Source organism: Microbacterium sp. 1154 (assembly GCF_031455375.1).
Classification (GTDB): Bacteria; Actinomycetota; Actinomycetes; order Actinomycetales; family Microbacteriaceae; genus Microbacterium.
The window spans coordinates 227,842-243,193 of record NZ_JAVDSN010000003.1; the positions used below are offsets into that span (position 1 = coordinate 227,842).

18 protein-coding genes and 1 tRNA gene are annotated in these 15,352 nt (G+C 70.7%); 9 read left to right on the forward strand and 10 right to left on the reverse strand.

The genetic code is table 11. The features are described from left to right. Positions 1-25 precede the first annotated feature (25 nt). The 5 genes from J2X55_RS12770 to J2X55_RS12790 all read right to left on the reverse strand — a co-directional run bounded on the left by J2X55_RS12770 (position 26) and on the right by J2X55_RS12790 (position 4,251). A tRNA-Ser gene (locus J2X55_RS12770) sits at positions 26-117 on the reverse strand. A 22-nt stretch (positions 118-139) separates the two neighbouring features. Then, positions 140-880: an MgtC/SapB family protein gene (locus tag J2X55_RS12775; protein ID WP_115919268.1), complete on the reverse strand. Its 741-nt coding sequence runs from the start codon at positions 878-880 to the stop codon at positions 140-142. Between the two features lie 52 nt (positions 881-932). Then, positions 933-1,859 (reverse strand): acetamidase/formamidase family protein, encoded by a 927-nt coding sequence (locus tag J2X55_RS12780; protein ID WP_309823852.1) that lies wholly within the window; start codon positions 1,857-1,859, stop codon positions 933-935. After that, a complete protein-coding gene (locus tag J2X55_RS12785) occupies positions 1,856-3,280 on the reverse strand; it encodes an APC family permease (RefSeq protein WP_309823854.1) in 1,425 nt (474 codons plus the stop codon). Before J2X55_RS12785 ends, J2X55_RS12780 begins: the two co-directional genes overlap by 4 nt. Positions 3,281-3,360: 80 nt before the next feature. Further along, positions 3,361-4,251 (reverse strand): proline iminopeptidase-family hydrolase, encoded by an 891-nt coding sequence (locus J2X55_RS12790; RefSeq protein WP_309823856.1) that lies wholly within the window; start codon positions 4,249-4,251, stop codon positions 3,361-3,363. A 78-nt stretch (positions 4,252-4,329) separates the two neighbouring features. Here J2X55_RS12790 and J2X55_RS12795 point away from each other — a divergent pair, with 78 nt between their 5' ends. Beyond that, positions 4,330-5,070, forward strand: a complete 741-nt coding sequence (locus J2X55_RS12795) for a GntR family transcriptional regulator (protein WP_309823858.1) — start codon at positions 4,330-4,332, stop codon at positions 5,068-5,070. A 107-nt stretch (positions 5,071-5,177) separates the two neighbouring features. On the opposite strand, the gene J2X55_RS12800 is transcribed toward J2X55_RS12795, so the two are convergent. Together J2X55_RS12800 and J2X55_RS12805 are read right to left on the reverse strand one after the other, a co-directional pair. Further along, entirely contained in the window at positions 5,178-5,753 is a 576-nt protein-coding gene (locus J2X55_RS12800) for a GNAT family protein (protein WP_309823860.1), read from the reverse strand. After that, on the reverse strand, positions 5,750-6,121 hold the full coding sequence (locus J2X55_RS12805; RefSeq protein ID WP_115919280.1) for a MerR family transcriptional regulator: 372 nt from the start codon (positions 6,119-6,121) through the stop codon (positions 5,750-5,752). Before J2X55_RS12805 ends, J2X55_RS12800 begins: the two co-directional genes overlap by 4 nt. Positions 6,122-6,238: 117 nt before the next feature. Here J2X55_RS12805 and J2X55_RS12810 point away from each other — a divergent pair, with 117 nt between their 5' ends. Continuing rightward, complete coding sequence (locus J2X55_RS12810; RefSeq protein WP_309823862.1) at positions 6,239-7,732, forward strand: SulP family inorganic anion transporter; 1,494 nt, start codon at positions 6,239-6,241, stop codon at positions 7,730-7,732. Between the two features lie 61 nt (positions 7,733-7,793). Here J2X55_RS12810 and J2X55_RS12815 read toward each other — a convergent pair whose 3' ends face one another. Continuing rightward, positions 7,794-8,729, reverse strand: a complete 936-nt coding sequence (locus J2X55_RS12815; protein ID WP_220338172.1) for an AraC family transcriptional regulator — start codon at positions 8,727-8,729, stop codon at positions 7,794-7,796. 431 nt (positions 8,730-9,160) lie between these two features. Here J2X55_RS12815 and J2X55_RS12820 point away from each other — a divergent pair, with 431 nt between their 5' ends. Beyond that, positions 9,161-9,487: a hypothetical protein gene (locus J2X55_RS12820; RefSeq protein ID WP_115919286.1), complete on the forward strand. Its 327-nt coding sequence runs from the start codon at positions 9,161-9,163 to the stop codon at positions 9,485-9,487. Between the two features lie 24 nt (positions 9,488-9,511). On the opposite strand, the gene J2X55_RS12825 is transcribed toward J2X55_RS12820, so the two are convergent. After that, positions 9,512-9,964: a helix-turn-helix domain-containing protein gene (locus J2X55_RS12825; RefSeq protein ID WP_309823865.1), complete on the reverse strand. Its 453-nt coding sequence runs from the start codon at positions 9,962-9,964 to the stop codon at positions 9,512-9,514. A 201-nt stretch (positions 9,965-10,165) separates the two neighbouring features. Here J2X55_RS12825 and J2X55_RS12830 point away from each other — a divergent pair, with 201 nt between their 5' ends. The 5 genes from J2X55_RS12830 (at position 10,166) to J2X55_RS12850 (ending at position 13,732) form a co-directional block, all read left to right on the forward strand. After that, positions 10,166-10,990, forward strand: a complete 825-nt coding sequence (locus J2X55_RS12830; protein WP_309823866.1) for a hypothetical protein — start codon at positions 10,166-10,168, stop codon at positions 10,988-10,990. Then, positions 10,968-11,381 (forward strand): phage holin family protein, encoded by a 414-nt coding sequence (locus tag J2X55_RS12835; protein ID WP_115919292.1) that lies wholly within the window; start codon positions 10,968-10,970, stop codon positions 11,379-11,381. The genes J2X55_RS12830 and J2X55_RS12835 overlap by 23 nt, the downstream gene beginning before the upstream one ends. Then, a complete protein-coding gene (locus J2X55_RS12840) occupies positions 11,378-11,941 on the forward strand; it encodes a DUF3618 domain-containing protein (RefSeq protein WP_309823867.1) in 564 nt (187 codons plus the stop codon). Before J2X55_RS12835 ends, J2X55_RS12840 begins: the two co-directional genes overlap by 4 nt. A 230-nt stretch (positions 11,942-12,171) precedes the next feature. Further along, the gene (locus J2X55_RS12845) at positions 12,172-12,360 is read left to right on the forward strand and encodes a hypothetical protein (RefSeq protein WP_309823869.1); all 189 of its coding nucleotides are present in this window, start codon (positions 12,172-12,174) and stop codon (positions 12,358-12,360) included. Positions 12,361-12,535: 175 nt separating this feature from the next. After that, on the forward strand, positions 12,536-13,732 hold the full coding sequence (locus J2X55_RS12850) for a glycosyltransferase (RefSeq protein WP_309823870.1): 1,197 nt from the start codon (positions 12,536-12,538) through the stop codon (positions 13,730-13,732). A gap of 13 nt (positions 13,733-13,745) precedes the next feature. Here the strand turns inward: J2X55_RS12850 and J2X55_RS12855 are convergent, their stop codons facing one another. Further along, entirely contained in the window at positions 13,746-14,090 is a 345-nt protein-coding gene (locus tag J2X55_RS12855; protein ID WP_115919300.1) for a hypothetical protein, read from the reverse strand. 167 nt (positions 14,091-14,257) lie between these two features. Between J2X55_RS12855 and J2X55_RS12860 the strand changes: the two genes are divergently transcribed. Beyond that, on the forward strand, positions 14,258-15,352 hold the full coding sequence (locus J2X55_RS12860) for a type III polyketide synthase (protein ID WP_309823871.1): 1,095 nt from the start codon (positions 14,258-14,260) through the stop codon (positions 15,350-15,352).

Below are 15,352 nucleotides of genomic sequence, written 5' to 3' on the forward strand. Positions count from 1 at the left end.
CCCTCTCGGGTGACGCTCTTCTTCGTGGCGGAAGTGACAGGATTTGAACCTGCGAGGCGAGTTACCCCGCCTACATGGATTCCAGCCATGCTCCTTAGGCCGCTCGGACACACTTCCAAGGGACGATCTTACACGGCGCTCAGCCTCGCCCGAATCGACGCCGGGTCCGGACCGTGATCGGGCTCTCCTCTGCCCGCCACGACATCGCGCGCACGCCCGTGTCGCGCGAGAGCCGGGTGGTCGCGGCATCCAGAAACTCGGGCGCGTCCCCCTCGATGAGCAATTCCGCCTCGAGGACCACGCCCGCCGGCTCCTCGTCGGTGCCGTCGTCCTCGTGGCTCGACATCGCCAACACGAGGACGTCGGGCGACTCCAGGGTGTCGGACAGCAGCTCGCGTACCTCTTGCTCGCGCTCTTCGAGGGTGCGCACCGTGAGGACGAATGCCCCGATGGTCTCGGCGTTGGCATCGGGGGCACGGTCGACCAGGCGTCCGAGCGGGCGCAGAAGCAGGTGCACGAGGAGCACCAGCACCGTCATCGCGAGCGCCGGCACGATCAGCCCTCCCGCGGCGAGGCACCCGACGGCCGCCGAGCACCACAGGGTCGCCGCGGTGTTGAGCCCCTGCACGGACAGACCCTGCCGGAGGATCACGCCACCGCCGAGGAACCCGACTCCCGAGACCACGTATGCGGCGATCTGCAGCGACCCCTGGCCGACCCCCAGCTCGCTGCCGAACAGCACGAAGGCGGCGGCCCCCATCGCCACGAGCGCCTGCGTGCGAAGGCCCGCCGTGCGGGAGCGATACTGCCGCTCCAACCCGATGAGCATCCCGCACCCCGCCGCCAGCAGCAGTCGCAGCACGAAGTCGACGTCAGCCATGGGAGGCACTTCCCTCAACGGGGTCTGGAGTGTCGGTCACCGGCGCAGTATGTCAGAGCACGCTTTTCGGCAGCCTGTGCAGGGTCACCGCCCCCACGGCGCGGAACGGATGCAGCGGGTCGGGCGCCTCGGAGCCCGTCGGGCCGCCCAGTTCGCTGTGGACGAGCGCGCTCATGACGGCGTAGGCGTCCATGCGGTCCCACCCCCGCCCGTCGACGAGATCGTCGAAGACGTCCTCGTAGCCGCGGCGGATGCTCTCCTGCACGGGGTCGCCGAGGCCGACGAAGATCCATTCCTCGTCCGTCTCGACGCGAGGAGCGCGCAGGCCCGCGTCCGGCAGCAGATCGATCGAGACCACGGCGACGCCCGCCGCCTCGATCGCGACGAACGATGACTCGCCGCGCGCCATCACGGCGTGGATGTCGCCGATCGACAGCAGGGCCCCCTCGACCTCGACCGGGAGGTACACCGTGGCGCCCGGGGCGACATCGGTGAGGTCCATGTTGCCGCCGAGAGCGGTCGTGGGCATCACGGTGGAGTTCTGCCCCGACGCGGGAGCGGTTCCGATGCACCCGATCATGGGGCGGGCGGGAACCACGTGACGCTCGGTGAGGTGCACGCCCTCGGCGTCGATCGGAATGCGCCGGCTGACCACGTGATCGGGCATGCGATGCTGCAGCGCCCCCGCGCCGGGGAGGCTCTGCGACCACCCGTACTCCCCGAGGCGGATCTCGTGCACGTGCACCACGAGGGCGTCTCCGGGCTTCGCGTCCTCGACGTAGACGGGGCCCGTCACCGGGTTGATCGGGGCCGCGAGGGCGCCGAGATCGCCGTGATCGTGGAGCTCGGCGTAGACCGCGTCGTCGGTTTCGAACGCGATGGTCTCGCCGGTCCCGGGGCGGATGCGCAGCACCGGCGGTACCGACGCATCGTAGCCGGGGCGACCGTGCTCCTTGCCGAGCCGGTGCTCGCCGGTCATCGGGGGGCCACCTCTCCGCCGCCCTCGCCGGCGGTGGCCGTGGCGTGCTCGGGCAGAGGCCCGACGGCTCCCCCGTTCTTGCGGGCGAAGATGAGGTACACGACGCCGCCCACGACGAGCCACAGGATGCCGCCGATCTTGGCCGTCATGTCGGCGTTGAGCAGCACGTAGCCGATGATCAGGAAGCCGACGAGCGGCACGACCAGGTGCAGGAGGTAGTTCTTCGACTTCTTCTTGCCGAGGTAGTACGCCGCGACCGAGACGTGCAGCAGCAGGAAGCCCAGCAGGGCGCCGAAGTTGACCAACGACGAGATCACCGCGATCTGACCGACGAAGAACAGCACCAGCACGAGCGAGATGGCGCTGACGAGCAGGATCGCGGCCATGGGCACCTGACGCGAGGTCACCTTCGACAGGAATGCGGGCAAGCGCCGATCGCGGCTCATCGAGTACAGCAGGCGCGACGTCGCCGCCTGAGCCGCCACGGCGTTGGCGATACCCACCGCGATGACGTTGACCGCGAGGAAGGCGGTCGCCCACCCGCTGCCGGCGGCCTTCGCGACGAGGAGGAAGAAGGCGTTGTTGACCTCGTCGTCACCGAACTCGATGGTGCCCGCGGCCAGGGCGCTCGCGAACCACGTCTGCGCGATGAAGAGCACCGCGACCACGAGCAGGGCGATGATCATCGCGCGCCCGCCCGACTTCCGATCGCCCGTGGACTCCTCGGCCATCGTCGAGATGCCGTCGAAGCCGAGGAAGCTCAGCACCGCGATCGACAGGGCGGTCGCGATGAGCGCGGGGTTGACCTTCTCGGCATCCCACAGCGGAGCCATGGTGAACTCCGCTCCCGGGATCGTGCCGGACGAGAGCGCAATCATCGCGATGACGACGAAGATCACCACGAAGGCGAGCTGGATGGCGAGCATGACGCGGTTGGCGATCTTGATCGAGCCGATGCCGAGCACGTTGATCACCGTGTTGATGATGACGAAGACCACGGCCCAGATCCACTGCGGGACGTCGGGGAAGATGCCCGCCATCGACGACGCCGCGAACACGTAGAGCAGCGTCGGCACGAGCAGGTAGTCGAGAAGGATCGCCCATCCGGCGAAGAAGCCCACGGTCGGGTGCAGACCGCGTCCGACGTACGAGAACACGGAGCCCGCGATCGGGAACGCCTTCGACATCTGCGCGTACGCGAGGGCGGTGAAGATCATGGCGATCACGCCGGTGAGGTAGACCAGCGGCACCATGCCGCTCGCGGCGTTGAACACGACGCCGAAGATCGCCCACGGGGCGATGGGCACCATGAAGACGAGACCGTAGACCACGAGGTCGAGGGTGGACATGGAGCGCTTGAGCTCCTGCGTGTAGCCGAACGACTCCAGCGACTGCTGGGCCTCGGGGGCGGGGTGCGACATCGGGTCTCCTGGTTCAGGTGAGGGGTGCTGGGTGCGGGTGGGCGTTTCGGGTGGAGCGTCGGGAACGGGGCGGGTGGGGGTCAGGGCAGGGGCGCGAGGAAGTCGGCGATGACGCCGCGGAAGACGTCGGGCATCTCGAGGTGGGTGCAGTGGCTCGCTCCGGCGAAAACGTGGGAACGCGCACCGGGGATGTGCTCGACGAAGGGCTCCCACGTCTCCGGGGTGGCCTCGTCGAACTCGCCGGCGACGACGAGGGTGGGCACGGCGACCCGGGGCAGGCGGTCGATGATCGTCCAGTCGCGGCCGGTGCCGACGACGTGGAACTCGTTCGGGCCGTTCATCGTGAAGTACACCGTGGGGTCGGCGAGCATCTGCTGCTCGCTGTCGACGAAGTCCTGCGGCATGGGCGTCACGCGGCAGACGTGCCGCTCGTAGAACACGCGGGTGGCCTCGACGTACTCGGGGTCGTCGAGGGTACCGGCGGCTTCGTGGCGGTCGAGGGCTTCCCGAGCCTCCGCGGGCAGTTCGGCACGCAGCCGGGCCGCGCCCGCGAGCCAGAGAGCCATGGATGCCGGGGAGTTGCAGATCTCGAGGCTTCGCAGCCCCGCGGGCTGGCGGACGGCGATCTCGGCACCGAGCATTCCGCCCCAGGATTGACCCAGCACGTGGTACTCGTCGACGCCGAGGGCTTCGCGCAGATTGTGGAACTCGTCGACGAAGAGCTGCGGCACCCACTGAGCGGCGGGGGCATCGGGGTGGTGCGAGCTACGACCGCAGCCGATCTGGTCGTAGTGCACGACGGTGCGGCGCGTCAGATCGGCGAGGGCGTCGAGGTTCGAAACGTAGTCGTGCGCCATTCCCGGGCCGCCGTGCAGGACGAACAGCGGGGCTTTACCGGTGGGCTCGGCCGGTTCGGTGAGTCGGGCCCAGGTGAAGCCGTCGTGGAAGGGAACGGTGATCTCGCGTTGCATGGAGTCATCGTGAACCCCCTAAAGGTGCGTTGGCAAACCTTTTCTGCGGATTTAACATGGGAGAAACGACGGGAGCCCATGGCCGACACCGACGACGCCTCCCTGGTGGAGCGCGTGACCGAGAGATTGATCACCGCCGTGGCGGTGGGCGAGTTCCTCCCCGGCACGCGACTCCCCGCCGAGCGCGACCTGTCGCCCCTGCTGGGCGTCGGCCGGACGACGGTGCGCGCGGCCCTCGACGAACTGTCCACGAGGGGCCTGATCGAGCGCCGTCGCGGACGCGGCGGCGGCACGTTCGTCGCCGAGGAGTGGCCGGCGTCGATCGTCGTGGGCGTCGACCGCTGGTTCGCCGAGCGCTGGGACGACCTCGTCGACTCGTGCACGGCGAGCTCGATGCTGCACGCCTCGCTCGCGCGTCTCGCGGCCGAACGGCGGACGGATGCCGACCTCGCGGCGATCCGCGGGCATCTGGCCGGCTTCCACGCGGCGGAGTCGGGAGACCCGAAGCAGCGTGCCGACAGCCTGCTGCACCTGTCGATCATCGACGCGGCGCACAACACGGCACTGCGCGACATCCTCCTCGAGCATGAGCGGCACCTTTCACTATCGGCACCCGCTCACCCGTGGGGCGACCGCGAGAGCCACCGGCGCATGGAGTCGCGCGCCGCGCGCGAGCACGACGCGATCGTCGCAGCCATCGCGGCGGCGACGCCCGACGAGGCCGCCGAGCTCGCGCGCCGGCATGTGCAGATCGACCTCGAGCTGTTCGCCGAGGCGCGGGAGATCGCGCGACGCCGCGCGGCCGCAGCCGCCGGCTGATCCGCGTCCGGCAGCGTCCGGGGTCACGAGAGGAGGAGCCGCGAATGGAGGACCACCCGCGGCCATGGCATCCTCCGCCGCCCGAATCTCCTCCGCCGCGGCGGAGGTCAGGCGCGCAGTCGCTCCTCGAGCCCCGCGCGCACCGCGGGCCACTCGTCGCGGAGGATCGAGAAGTAGAGCGTGTCGGCCACGCTGCCGTCGGGCGCGACGCGGTGCTGCCGCAGTCGTCCCTCTCGCGTCGCGCCGAGGCGCTCGATGGCGCGCGCACTGCGCTCGTTGCGCGCATCGCAGCGCAGCGCCACCCGGTTCACCCGCCACCCGTCGAACGCGTGGGCGAGCAGCAGCAGCTTGGCGGCGGGATTGGTGCGCCCGCCCTGGAAGGCGCGACCGTACCAGGTCGTCCCGATCTCGACCCGCCCCTGCGCCGGCACGTGCTCGTAGAACGTCGTCGCACCGCGGACCTCGCCCGTCTCGGCGTCGCGCACCGTGAAGGCGTACATGCCGGGGGTGGCCTTCTGCTGCTCGACGCGCGCGGCGTAGGCCTCGACGGAATCCGCCCACGGGGTCGTCATGCGGCTCCACAGGGCCGCGTCGGTCAGCGGCCACGCCTCGGCGGCGTCCCCCGGCCCCGCCGGGGCCAGACGGATGCCGTGGCCTTCGAGTGTGATGTCATGAGCGGTCATCGTGCCTCCAATTGGCTGACGAACTCGTCGGCGGCGGCGAGCTGGCGACGCAGGTCCTCGCGACGGCGCTGCGCCTCGTCGCGGATGTCGGCGAGACGAGCGGTCAGCACGGGATCGGCCGGCGACGCGGAGAGCCCGTCGACCACGGCGAGCAGCTCCCCCATCTGCTCGAGAGAGTAGCCGAGCGGCTTCATCCGGCGGATCAGGAGCAGGCGCGACTCGTCGTCGGCCGTGTACAGCCGGAACCCTCCCTCGCTTCGCGCGGAGGGCCGGAGAAGGCCGATCTCGTCGTAGTGGCGCAGGGTGCGGATGGACAGCCCCGTCCGCTCGGCGAGCTCGCCGATCTGCATGGGTCGCGCGTCGACCATGGCATCCCCGATCCCGCAACCCTCTCGTTACGGTAGAGTCTTCGATGTCGCGATCGCGACCCCCCTATTCTTCCCCGCGCGGACGCGGGTCCCCCTCCCCCACCCCGGAGCACCTCCATGACCCCTGCCCCCGCACGCCCGCTCACCGAGCCGACCGTCCTGCAGGCCCTGCGCTCGCCTCGCCTGCTGACCCGCGAAGCGCTGGCCGGCCTCGTCGTCGCGATCGCGCTCATCCCCGAGGCGATCGCCTTCTCGATCATCGCCGGGGTCGACCCGCGCCTCGGGCTCTTCTCGTCGTTCGTGATGGCGGTGGCGATCGCCTTCCTCGGGGGACGTCCGGCGATGATCTCGGCCGCGACCGGAGCCGTCGCGCTCGTGATCGCCCCCGTGGCGCGCGAACACGGGGTGGACTACCTGCTCGCGACCGTGATCCTGGGCGGCATCCTGCAGGTGATCCTCGGCCTTCTCGGGGTCGCGAAGCTCATGCGGTTCATTCCGCGCAGCGTCATGGTGGGCTTCGTCAACGCGCTCGCGATCCTGATCTTCATCGCCCAGGTGCCGCAGCTCATCGGCGTGCCCTGGGCGGTCTACCCGATCGCCGCCGCGGGCCTGGCGATCATGTACCTGCTCCCCCGCGTCACCAAGGTCGTCCCCGCCCCGCTCGTCGCCATCGTGCTGCTCACCGGCGCCGCGGTCGTCTTCGGCATCTCGGTCCCCACGGTCGGAGACCAGGGCGCCCTACCCGAGAGCCTGCCCGCCCTGCTGATCCCGAACGTTCCGCTCACCGGCGAGACGCTCGCGATCATCCTGCCCTTCGCCCTCGCCATGGCCGTCGTGGGCCTGCTCGAATCGCTCATGACCGCGGCCCTCGTCGACGACATCACCGACACCCCCTCGTCGAAGACGCGCGAATCCCTCGGCCAGGGGGCGGCGAACCTGCTCTCGGGGCTGTTCGGCGGAATGGGCGGCTGCGCCATGATCGGCCAGACGATGATCAACGTGAAGGCCTCGGGAGCGCGCACCCGCATCTCGACCTTCCTCGCGGGCGTCTTCCTGCTCGTGCTCGTGCTGGTGTTCGGCGACGTGGTCGCCGTCATTCCGATGGCGGTGCTCGTGGCCGTGATGATCGTCGTCTCGATCGCCACGTTCGACTGGCACAGCATCCGTCCGTCCACCCTGCGCCGGATGCCGTTGAGCGAAACGATCGTGATGCTCCTGACGGTCGCGGTGACGGTCTGGACGCACAATCTCGCCATCGGTGTGGGCGTGGGCGTGATCGCCGCCGCAGTGCTCTTCGCCCGACGGGTCGCCAGCGTCACCGCCGTGACGCGCTCGGTGGACGGCGACACCGCCCGTTACACCGTGGAGGGCGAGCTGTTCTTCGCCTCGAGCAACGACCTGACCACGAAGTTCGCGTACCACGACGACCCGCGGCGGGTCGTCATCGACCTGTCGCGCTCGCACGTGTGGGACGCCTCCACCGTCGCGGCGCTCGACGCGGTGCAGACGAAGTACGCGCACCTCGGCACGACCGTCGAGATCGAGGGCATGAACGCCAAGGCCGCCCGGCTGCACGCGCGCCTGAGCGGAGGACTCGGCGCGGGACACTGACCCCGCACCCGCAAGGACGGGCGAGTCACCGAGCGTGCCGACAGGGCGCGAGCCCAGGGACTCAGGACCGCAGCGTCGCCGAGGGCGTCTCGCCGAACTCTCCGCGGTACATCGCGGCGAATCGGCCGAGGTTCGAGAACCCCCACCGGGCGGCGATCGCGGCGACCGTCTCGACGGAGGGGTCGGCGCTGCGCAGCTCGGCGCGTGCGGCGTCCAGACGGACGCGACGCAGATACTGCATCGGCGTGCGCCCGGTGGCCGCGCGGAACGCGTACTGCAGGCCGCGCGGCGACAGGCGAGCGGCCTGGGCGATGTCGGAGAGCACCACCGGCTCCGCGGCGTGGGCCTCGACGTAGGCCTTCGCCCGGCGCACCGGAGCGGGAAGGGGGCGCGAGGGACGACCGGCGGCGAGGGCCTCGGTGAAGGTGGTAGGGAAGGCCAGGAGCGAGGCCTCGAGCAGGAGCGTCCGCGCCTGCTGCTCGATGAGGGGGGTCCGTTCGGGCGAACGCAGGAGGACGTCGCGGGCGTACTCCCAGGTGCGCGACCAGTAGCGCAGGCGCTGCTCGCTCACCGGCGCGTACCCGGTCGGCCGGACGCGCAGGGTGTCGTCTCCGGACAGGCGCCGAGCGGCCTCGTCGAAGTCGGAGCGCGCGAATGAGACGGCGGTGCCGGCGATGCGGCCGGTGAAGGCGATCTCGAGAGGGCGGTCGACCACCATGAACGGCACGGCGGTATCGATGCGCTCGCGCCGATAGGTGCCGGAGACGCGGGGACCCGCGATGCGCCCGACGACGACCTGATCCAGGGGGTCGGATTCCACGAGCATCGTCGATCCGATCGTGTAATCACAGAACCCGAAACCGGGCTCGGAGGCCGCGTGCCAGGCGAGAGCCGGTTGGATCACCTCGGCGCGCGAAATGCGCGCCCCGGGAACAACGGTCTGCCACAGGTGCTCCACCGTCTCGGCGTCGCGGGTTTCGATGTTCGTATGCTCCACGCCTTTTTTCCTAAATAGTCCAAGGATGTGCGGCAAGGCCATTGCGCTTCGTTGCAGCGGCCGATATGGGAACGCTCTCACGCATGTCGACACCGAGAATGTCGCGTCGTGGATGCCCCCCATCCGCATTCCACGCTATCGCTCATAGGAATAACAATGCGCATTTCGGCACATTAAGCCTCTAGGCGCGAATCGACATCCGCAATGCGAAACCTGGACTCCGTCCAGATTGACCGTCTGCAACCTCGCGCGTCACCATTCGGGAGCAACCTCGTGTTGCGATCCGACCGCTCTCCGTTCCCCGGCGCGGTGGTCGCCAGGCGCCTCGGTGCGGAGCTCGTGACCCGCTCCGAGGCGTCGGCAGCGGACCATAATGGGAGGGGTCGCCACCCGGCGTCCGCCAGGGAGGGAATCGCGTGCCGTTTCGAACCATGACCACGTTGCAGGCCTGGGTCGACGATTTCCGAGCTCTCGGCTACGACGACGCGGACATGCTGCGCGTGATCCCCCAGGACAGCGACGACGGCGCCGACGCGGGACTCATCGCCGCACGTCTGAAGAGCGTCTCGACGACGTTCTTCATCGCGCCCGGTCCCGAGGCGCATTCGACGGAGTGGGCGGTGACATTCGAGCCGCGCGAAGACGCGGCGCCCCTACCGGCCGGTCGCGTCATGGCTCTGTCGGGTGAGCTGGCGATGCTGGCCGCGTTGTGCTCTTTCCTGCAGGCGCGTTCCGAGGCGTTCCTCGCGAACGCCTGACGTCGCGCTCCGCGAGCAGCAGGCTCAGCCGCTGGCGCGAGCGGTGATGCCCTCGAGGAGTCCCGCGAGTCGGTGCGCCTCGGCGGGGTCCGCACCGGCGACCGCCTCCTCGACGGCGGCGTCGAAAGCGCGCAGCTGCGACCAGGGTGGACTGTCGAGATCGATGATGACCGTGATGTGATTCACCCGACGGTCCTCGTCGTCGAGGTCGCGCCGCACGGCGCCGCGCTGCACCAGACGGTCGATGAGCGTGGTGACACCGGCCGAGGTGATGCCGAGGTGGTCTCGAACGTGCGAGGGCCGGGCTCCGGGATTCTCGGCGACGAAAAGCAGAGCGCGGGCGTCGAGTTCGTTCAGGGACAGGTCACGACGGGCTTGCGCGGCGGCGACCCGGCGCGCTTCGCCATAGGCGAGGAGGGCGCGACCGAGCTCCGACCCCGGCGAGGGGCAAGACGAAGTTTCGGAAGACGAGTCCACGACCCATGATCGTACCCACTCCGGCCCAGGGAGCAGCGCAGCTTGCCGAGAGTCCGATGGCGCGTCGCATTCCCGGCCGAGACCCGACTCGGCTCGGCCTGCGCGCGTATTGCACGCGACGCGTGCCGATGCAAGGCCCGCGGCGAAGGCGGCAGGGCGCCCCTAGAACGGTCACCCCTCAACAGTTCGGAAGGAGCGACCATGTCGCAATCCACCACATCGACCGGGAACGACACCGGCGCGACCGCGAAGGCGGAGACCGCTGCGCACGAAGCGTCGGCCGTGACCGCCACCGCGGGCGAGGCGGCCCGGTCCGTGATTCAGACCGGAACGCAGGAGGCCGCGGCCGTCGCGGGCGAAGCCAAGGCCCGCGTCGGTGACCTGCTGTCGCAGTCCGGAAAGGAGCTGTCGGACCAAGCGGCGACGCAGCAGCGGCGTCTCGCGGACGGCCTCGGATCGGTCGGGCAGGATCTGTCGCGTATGGCCGACGCCGACGAGAGCGGCGGCCTCGCGGGCGACCTCGTCCGCCGCGTCGCCGGGCACGCCTCGACCATCGGCTCCTGGCTCGGCGAGCGCGACCCGCAACAGCTCGTGCAGGAGGTCACGTCGTTCGCTCGACGCCGACCGGGCACCTTCATCGCCGTCGCGGCCATCGCCGGCGTCGTCGTCGGTCGCCTGAGTCGCGCCATCGCCGCCGGCGCGGCATCCGGGACGACAACACCGTCGGGCTCCTCCACCCCCGACGGCCCCCGATTCGCCGCAGCGGATGCCGAGGCCCGCGCCTCCGAGGCGGTACCGCCCGCGATCGGAGGGGACGCCGAAGCGGGCTCGTTCCCCGCCCCGCCGATCCCGGGTGAGCCCGTCGTTCCGAGAGTCGGCGCCGTCGCCGCCCCGGGCGCGCACATCGACGACACCGGCCTCGTGTCCGGCAGCGACGGCGGCGACCCTCCGCTGTACACCGAGTCCGCCGCGCGGATCGACGGCGCCCGAGAAGGAGACGCGCATGACCGACGCGACACCCTCTGAGCGCCGCGCCGCGACCACCTCGCTCGGCGAACTGGTCGGGGAGGTCACGCGCGACATGTCGACCCTGATGCGTCAGGAGCTCGCGCTCGCGAAGGCCGAGGTCACGGACTCCGCGTCGAAGTCGGCGAAGGGCGCGGGCCTGCTGGGCGGCGCGGGTTACGCGGCCGGGATGGTCGTGCTGTTCCTGTCCATCGCCCTCTGGGCGGCGCTCGCTCTCGTCATGGGCGAGGCGTGGTCGGCCGTCGTGGTCGCCCTGCTCTGGGCCGTGATCGCGGCGATCCTCTTCGCCGTCGGTCGCGCCCAACTGAAGAAGGTGCGGGGGGTGCCGCAGACGGCGGCGACCCTGCAGGAGATACCGGAAGCATTTTCGAGGAACGAGGAGAACCGATGACCGATTCACCGGAGGCCATCCGCGCCGACATCGAGCGCACCCGTGCCGAGCTGGGGTCCGATGTGGACGCCCTCGCCGACAAGGTGTCGCCGTCGAAGATCGTGGAGCGCCAGAAGAGCAAGGTGCACGGCGCCGTGCGCAGCGTGCGCGATCGTCTGATGGGCGTGGCGGACGACGCCGGCTCAGCGGCATCCGATCTCGCTCACCACGCGGGGGACGTCGCCCACGGGGCGACCGACAAGGCGAAGGGCAATCCCCTCGCCGTCGGTCTCGTCGCTTTCGGGGCGGGCCTCGTCCTCGCGTCCCTCATCCCGCCGTCACGCGCGGAGCGCGATGCGGCGGCGAAGGCGAAAGACAGCGCCCAGCCGCTCGTCGAACAGGCGAAGGACGTGGCGCGCGAGGTCGTGGACGACCTGAAGGAGCCGGCGTCCGACGCGGCGTCGGCGCTGAAGGACCGTGCCGCCGAGGCCGTCCAGCACGTCAAGGACGACTCGACCGAGGCGGCCGGGGCCGTACGCGACCGCGCACAGGACGCCGGAGAGACCGTCCGGGACGCCTGACCACCGCGGGACGGAGCACCAGGCTCGCTCCGTCCCGCGGCCTGTCCGCGGCGCCCGTTAGCCCATCCCCCGCCCCACCGCGGGCCGGGCGAACGGGCGCACACCCGCTCATGCTCAGCACGCCGCCCCTGTCAAGCCGGTCCCCGCTCCCTCTTCCCGGGTCTAGGACGGACTCAAGCGCCGTCGGGAGACGGCAGACCCCGTCGGGAGACGGGAACGAGGAGAACACCATGATCTATGGAGAGCAGAGCGGACGACAGGCGGGTTCGGTGTGGAGCATCGCCATGACGGCCGCCATGGGCAACGGCATCGGTCCGCGCTCGATCGAGGAATCCCCCACGCCGCGCACGGCGAAGCGGTGGCCCTGGTCGCGCACGGACTCGGCCGGTGAGGCGATGGTGGTCGCGCCCCGCGCCTGATTCCACCGCCCCTTCACCCGGCGCGTCGGCCTCTTCCCCCGGAGGTCGGCGCGTCGGCTCGTGTCCGGGCGTTCACACGATGGTCTCTGCGGTGTAACCCACCGCGCGGGGTCGAGGCCGCAGCATGGGACGACCGCACCCGCGGTGGTGGATCCCGGCCCGGAAAGCGACCTCGATGACCCGACCCGTACGCGTGCTCTCGCTCTACGAAGGCTTCTTCGCCGGAGGAGCGCGGATCCTTCATTCCGACGTCGTCGCGGGGCTCGCGGCCGACGGAACCCAGGAGCATCGCGTGCTGTCACTGACATCCGCCGCACGGCGGGACGCTTCTCTGCAGTTCGCGCGCGACGACACCCGGTTCCGCCGTCTCCGCGACCGCGGGGTGCGCATCGACACGTTCGACCGCGTCGCCGGCGACCGCCCCCTGGCTCCCGAGGAGTTCACGAGGGGCGAGCTCGAACACGCCGCGCGACTGTTCGACGAGGCCGACGTCATCCTCTCTCTCAAAGAGCAACCCCTGAGTCTCGTGGTCGCCCTGGAGCGTGCGGGACTGCTGCCCGACCGAGCGATCGCCGCCTGCCTGCATCGCTCCGACCCCACCCACTCGGGGCCCGCCCTCGGCTGGCTGATCGAGTCGGCCTCCTCCGGGGCCGTCACGGCGACGATCTCGTGCGCGGAGTCGACCTCCCGTGCCTACGCGCGCGCCGGTGTCGCGGCCGGCGACGCCTGGGTCATCGACAACGGCATCGACACCCGCCGTTTCCGCCCCGGCACGCGCGCCGAGCGTCGACGGATCCGCGCGGGTCTCGGCATCCCGGACTCCGCCCCCGTGGTGCTGCTGGCGGCGCGCTTCGACGCCATGAAGGATCCGGGGCTGTTCCTCCGGGCCGTCGCGGCGCACGCGCGCACGGCACCGGAGACGCACTACGTCGTGTGCGGATCGGGGATGACCCGCACCAACGCCGCCTTCGTCTCGCTCCTCGCCGACAGCGGCATCGACGACAGCGTCGCCCTGCACGCCCTGGGTCTTCGCGAGGACATGCCCGAGCTGTACCGCATCGCCGACGTCATCGCCCTCACGAGCGCCTTCGGCGAGGCCTCTCCGCTCTGCCTCGTCGAGGGGGCGGCATCCGGAGCCGTCCCGGTGACCACCGACGTCGGCGACGCCGCGCGCCTCGTCGAGGGGTTCGGCCTGATGACGGCACGCGACGTCGCCGCGATCGTCGAGGCGTGGGGAGACGCCCTGGCCCTGGGGCCGGCGCTGCGCGCCGCCGCCCTCGCCGCCCGGGGGCGGATGGACCGTGGGCGCATGATCGCCGACTACCGTGCGACGGTCGAGGGCCTGCTCGTGTCGCGCATGCTCGCGGCCTGATCGCGCGTGCGGGTCACACCGGCATCCACGCGGCGATCGCGATGATGATGATCACCAGCAGCGCCACCGCCGCCTGGACGCACAGCAGCACGGCGAACACGTATCCCTGAGACGCACTCCGGCGTCCGGTGAGGCCGTTCACGAGGAGCGCGGCGAAGATCGCGACCTGGAACGCGATGCCGATCCACGCCCACGCAGCGACGATCGGGATCGAGAAGGCGAAGAGCACGATGCAGATGAGCGCGAGAAGCCCGGATGCCAGCAGCCAGGCTCTTCGGTTCGGGTTCTGCACGGCCCTCTGATTCATCACGCGGTTCGGGTCGTTCCGACGGTCGTCGGCGGGGCGGGGACCGGTCATGGCGGCGTCCTTTCCGTGGGGAGGCGCAAACCTACGACCGGTGCCCACACGCCTCCGACCGGGTTGACAGGCGACGCGCATCTCGACGTCGCCGCCGCACCATAGACTGCGTGCCGACGCGGCGCCATCCCCGACGAGGGGCGGGCGAAGCGTGTCTACAGTGAGTCATGACCGCCCGCATCCTGTCGATCGGCACGGCCCTGCCCGACACTCGTGTCGCCCAGTCGACCCTGCGTGACCTGTTCGCCGCCCAGCCCGGATTCGACCGCAAGGCCCAGCGCCTCGTCGGCGCCGCCTTCGACGCCGCGGCCATCGACACCCGGCACGTCGTGCTTCCCCAGCTCGCGGGCGGAACCGGTGACGAGCTCGAGGTCCGCGACGGCGACACTCTTCTCATGCCGCCCACCGGCGCGCGGAACGACGAGTACCGCCGCACCGCTCCTCCGCTGTTCGCCGAGGCTTCTCGCGCCGCCATCGCCGGTTCGGGTCGTACTCCGGATGCCATCACCCACGTCGTGACCGTCTCGTGCACCGGCATGTTCGCACCCGGCCCGGACTACCACCTGGTGCGCGATCTCGGTCTGCCGCTGACGGTCGAGCGCTACCACCTCGGCTTCATCGGGTGCGCGGCGGCGATCCCGGCCCTGCGCTTGGCGGCCCGCATCGTCGGGGACGACCCCGATGCGGTCGTCCTGGTCGCGTGCACCGAACTCTGCTCGCTGCACTGGCAGACCTCGTCGCACCCCGACCAGATCGTCGCTGCCTCGGTGTTCGCCGACGGGGCGGCGGCGGCGGTCGTGGCATCCGGTGACTCCTCATCGAGGGGCCTCGACCTCGAGGGCTTCGCGACCTACGTCACCGACGAGGGCGAGAAGGACATGGCCTGGACGGTCGGCGACTCCGGGTTCGAGATGACCCTCACCCCCGAGGTGCCGCGCATCATCGGCCGCGAGATCTCCGCGATCGCCGCCGACATGATCGGCGACCTCGACCAGATCGACGCGTGGGCCGTTCACCCCGGCGGACGCAGCATCCTCGACCGGGTCGAGAGCGCCCTCTCGCTGGAACCCGCGGCCCTCGCCCCCTCGCGCGAGGTGCTGCGCCAGCACGGCAACATGTCGAGCGCGACGCTGCTGTTCATCCTGCGCGACCTGCTCGCCGATGCCTCGCGCACCGACGGCGACCGCGTCGCGGTTCTCGCCTTCGGCCCCGGACTCACGGTGGAGGCGGCGCGACTGACGCTTCGCCGACCGGCAGCGTGA

Bases quoted from the DNA above. Each gene is read 5' to 3' on its own strand.
- J2X55_RS12775 (WP_115919268.1), bottom strand. From the start codon at position 880: ATGGCTGACGTCGACTTCGTGCTGCGACTGCTGCTGGCGGCGGGGTGC.
- J2X55_RS12780 (WP_309823852.1), bottom strand. From the start codon at position 1,859: ATGACCGGCGAGCACCGGCTCGGCAAGGAGCACGGTCGCCCCGGCTAC.
- J2X55_RS12785 (WP_309823854.1), bottom strand. From the start codon at position 3,280: ATGTCGCACCCCGCCCCCGAGGCCCAGCAGTCGCTGGAGTCGTTCGGC.
- J2X55_RS12790 (WP_309823856.1), bottom strand. From the start codon at position 4,251: ATGCAACGCGAGATCACCGTTCCCTTCCACGACGGCTTCACCTGGGCC.
- J2X55_RS12795 (WP_309823858.1), top strand. From the start codon at position 4,330: ATGGCCGACACCGACGACGCCTCCCTGGTGGAGCGCGTGACCGAGAGA.
- J2X55_RS12800 (WP_309823860.1), bottom strand. From the start codon at position 5,753: ATGACCGCTCATGACATCACACTCGAAGGCCACGGCATCCGTCTGGCC.
- J2X55_RS12805 (WP_115919280.1), bottom strand. From the start codon at position 6,121: ATGGTCGACGCGCGACCCATGCAGATCGGCGAGCTCGCCGAGCGGACG.
- J2X55_RS12810 (WP_309823862.1), top strand. From the start codon at position 6,239: ATGACCCCTGCCCCCGCACGCCCGCTCACCGAGCCGACCGTCCTGCAG.
- J2X55_RS12820 (WP_115919286.1), top strand. From the start codon at position 9,161: ATGACCACGTTGCAGGCCTGGGTCGACGATTTCCGAGCTCTCGGCTAC.
- J2X55_RS12830 (WP_309823866.1), top strand. From the start codon at position 10,166: ATGTCGCAATCCACCACATCGACCGGGAACGACACCGGCGCGACCGCG.
- J2X55_RS12835 (WP_115919292.1), top strand. From the start codon at position 10,968: ATGACCGACGCGACACCCTCTGAGCGCCGCGCCGCGACCACCTCGCTC.
- J2X55_RS12840 (WP_309823867.1), top strand. From the start codon at position 11,378: ATGACCGATTCACCGGAGGCCATCCGCGCCGACATCGAGCGCACCCGT.
- J2X55_RS12845 (WP_309823869.1), top strand. From the start codon at position 12,172: ATGATCTATGGAGAGCAGAGCGGACGACAGGCGGGTTCGGTGTGGAGC.
- J2X55_RS12850 (WP_309823870.1), top strand. From the start codon at position 12,536: ATGACCCGACCCGTACGCGTGCTCTCGCTCTACGAAGGCTTCTTCGCC.
- J2X55_RS12855 (WP_115919300.1), bottom strand. From the start codon at position 14,090: ATGACCGGTCCCCGCCCCGCCGACGACCGTCGGAACGACCCGAACCGC.
- J2X55_RS12860 (WP_309823871.1), top strand. From the start codon at position 14,258: ATGACCGCCCGCATCCTGTCGATCGGCACGGCCCTGCCCGACACTCGT.